The sequence below is a fragment of the Streptomyces sp. NPDC059564 genome (genome assembly GCF_042735575.1).
Classification (GTDB): domain Bacteria; phylum Actinomycetota; class Actinomycetes; order Streptomycetales; family Streptomycetaceae; genus Streptomyces.
This window is the reverse complement of record NZ_JBHWBP010000602.1, coordinates 1-2,496: the sequence shown is the minus strand read 5'-3', so window position 1 is coordinate 2,496 and position 2,496 is coordinate 1. Positions and strand designations below refer to the sequence as shown.

3 protein-coding genes are annotated in these 2,496 nt (G+C 75.0%); 2 read left to right on the top strand and 1 reads right to left on the bottom strand.

Annotated features, from left to right (window positions below):
- Positions 1-1,455 (top strand): SbcC/MukB-like Walker B domain-containing protein (locus ACFV0Q_RS40785; protein ID WP_385013068.1); only part of this gene is annotated, 1,455 nt, incomplete at its 5' end.
- Here ACFV0Q_RS40785 and ACFV0Q_RS40780 read toward each other — a convergent pair.
- Positions 1,445-1,891 (bottom strand): Lrp/AsnC family transcriptional regulator, encoded by a 447-nt coding sequence (locus ACFV0Q_RS40780; protein ID WP_385013066.1) that lies wholly within the window; start codon positions 1,889-1,891, stop codon positions 1,445-1,447. The two genes, ACFV0Q_RS40785 and ACFV0Q_RS40780, sit on opposite strands and share 11 nt — an antisense overlap.
- Before the next feature lie 94 nt (positions 1,892-1,985).
- Here ACFV0Q_RS40780 and ACFV0Q_RS40775 point away from each other — a divergent pair.
- Positions 1,986-2,496: rhodanese-like domain-containing protein (locus ACFV0Q_RS40775; RefSeq protein ID WP_385013064.1), on the top strand; the 511-nt coding region annotated here is incomplete at its 3' end.

Genomic DNA, 2,496 nt, shown 5'->3' with positions numbered 1-2,496 from the left:
GTGTGCGGATCCGCCGAGCACCCCGCGCCCGCCCGCCCCGGCGCCGGACACGTCGACCGGGCCGCCGAGGACGCCGCCCACGCCCGCTTCGAGGAGGCCGAGGAGCGCAGGGCCGCCGTCGAGCGCCGGCTCGCCGCCGTCCGCGAAGCCGAGTCCGAGGCCGCGTCCGCCGCCGGGGAGGCCACCACCGCCGAACTCCTCGGCCTCACCGCCGACCTGAGCGCCCGCCACGCCGCCGCCCACGCGGACGCCGCCGGGCTGCACGGCGCCCGCGAGCGGCTCGCCCGCGCCGAACGGGAGCACGACGCGCGCAGCTCCGACCGGCTCGACGCCGAACGCCGGGCCGCCGCCAGGGCCTCCCGGCGCGAGGCCCTGGACCGGGAGCAGGCTTCCCTCGAAGCCGAACTGGTCCTCGTACGGGGCGACTCGCCCAGCGTCGCCGCCCGCGCCCGCACCCTGGAGGACCGGATCCGGATGGTCACCGCGGCCGCCGCGTCGCTGCGCCGGGCCGAGGTCACCGCCGCGCGGCTGAAGGAGGCCGACGACCAGCTGGCCGACGCCGCCTTCAAGGCCGGGTTCGAGACCGTCGAGGCCGCGGCCGACGCCGTCCTGCCCGAGTACGAGCGCACCGCCCTCCAGCGCCGCGCGGACGCCTGGCAGGCCGAGGAGGCGATGCTCGCCGACCGCCGCGCCGAGCGGGACACCGCCGCGGCCGCCGCCCTGCCCCCGGCCGACCCCCGCACCGCCGGGGCCGCGGAGGAACGCACCGCCGCCCGGCTGCGCACCGCCGGATCGGCCGTCGACGCCGCCCGGGTGCGCTGCGCCGAGCTGGACCGGCTCTCCCGGCTGGCCGACCAGGAGCTGCGCGCCCTGGGCCCGCTGCGCGAGGCGTACGAGCGGGTGGCCCGCCTGGCGGGGCTGACGGCGGGCACCTCCGCCGACAACGAGCGCAAGATGCGGCTGGAGGCGTACGTCCTGGCCGCGCGGCTGGAGCAGGTCGCCGCGGCGGCGACGGTCCGGCTGCTGCGCATGTCCGGCGGCCGCTACACCCTCGTCCACTCCGACGCCCGCGCGAGCGGACGCGGACGCTCCGGTCTGGGGCTGCACGTGGTGGACGCCTGGACGGGCAGCGAGCGGGACACCGCCACCCTGTCCGGCGGCGAGACCTTCTTCGCCTCGCTCGCCCTGGCCCTGGGCCTGGCCGACGTGGTCACCGACGAGGCGGGCGGCATGCGCCTGGACACCCTCTTCATCGACGAGGGCTTCGGCAGCCTCGACGACCAGGCGCTGGACGAGGTGCTGGACGTCCTGGACTCGCTGCGCGAACGCGACCGCAGCGTCGGCATCGTCAGCCACGTCGGCGACCTGCGCACGCGGGTCCAGGCCCAGCTGGAGATCGTCAAGCAGCGCGGCGGCTCGGTCGTGCGCCACCGCACCGCCGGGGTCACGGACTGATCGGACGCCGGGCCAGCGGCGAGGAGTAGACGATGCTGGTGGTCACCGAGCCGAGCCCGGAGATCCGGCCGGTGACCTCCTCCAGGTGCGCCATCGAGCGGGCGGCCACCTTGAGGACGAAGCAGTCGTCGCCGGTGACGTGGTGGGCCTCCAGGATGTCCGGGGTGGCCTCCAGGAAATCGTGGAACGGCTTGTAGTTGCCGTGCGGATAGCGCAGCCGGACCAGCGCCAGGATGGCCTTGCCCAGCTTCTCCTGGTCGACGACGGCCGTGTAGCCGGTGATGATCCCGGCCTCCTCCAGACGGCGGACCCGCTCGGTGACGGCGCTCGCGGACATGGAGACGGTGCGGGCCAGCTCGGTGAAACTGGCGCGGCCGTCCTCCTGGAGGGCGGCGAGGATCCGCCAGTCGGTGGCGTCGGGGGAATAACCGCTCATGGCGCAGGTCTAGCAGGGGAATCCCCGGTGGAACAAGAGGAAGGCCGGGGAAATCCACTTCCCGGAACGATCAACGGTTTGTAGATTTTCAGCCATGACGACGACGAACGCGCAGATCACCGAGCCGACCACCGCCCCCGCCCCCGTCAACCCCGTGCTCCGGGTGCCCCCGGCGAGTCCGGCCGCGGCCGCCGCGTACTTCGCCGCGAGCCTGGCCTTCCACGCGGACGTGTCCGATGTCGCCGGCGCCCTCGCGGCCCACCGGGAGCAGGGCGCCGAACTGGGCTTCCAGCTGATCGACTCCCGCTCCACCCCCTCCTGGGACCAGGCCCACGTACCCGGCGCGATCCACCTGCCCACCGCGCTGATCCCCGGGCAGGCCGAGCGGCTCCTCGACAAGAACCTGCCCGTGGTGACCTACTGCTGGGGCCCCGGCTGCAACGGAGCCACCCGCTCCGCGCTCGCCCTGGCCGAACTCGGCTTCCAGGTCAAGGAGATGCTCGGCGGCATCGAGTACTGGATCCGCGAGGGTTTCGAGGTCGAGACCTGGCGCGCACCCGCTTGCCCAGGACCTCGCTCTCCGCCTCCAGCTCCGCGAAGAACGC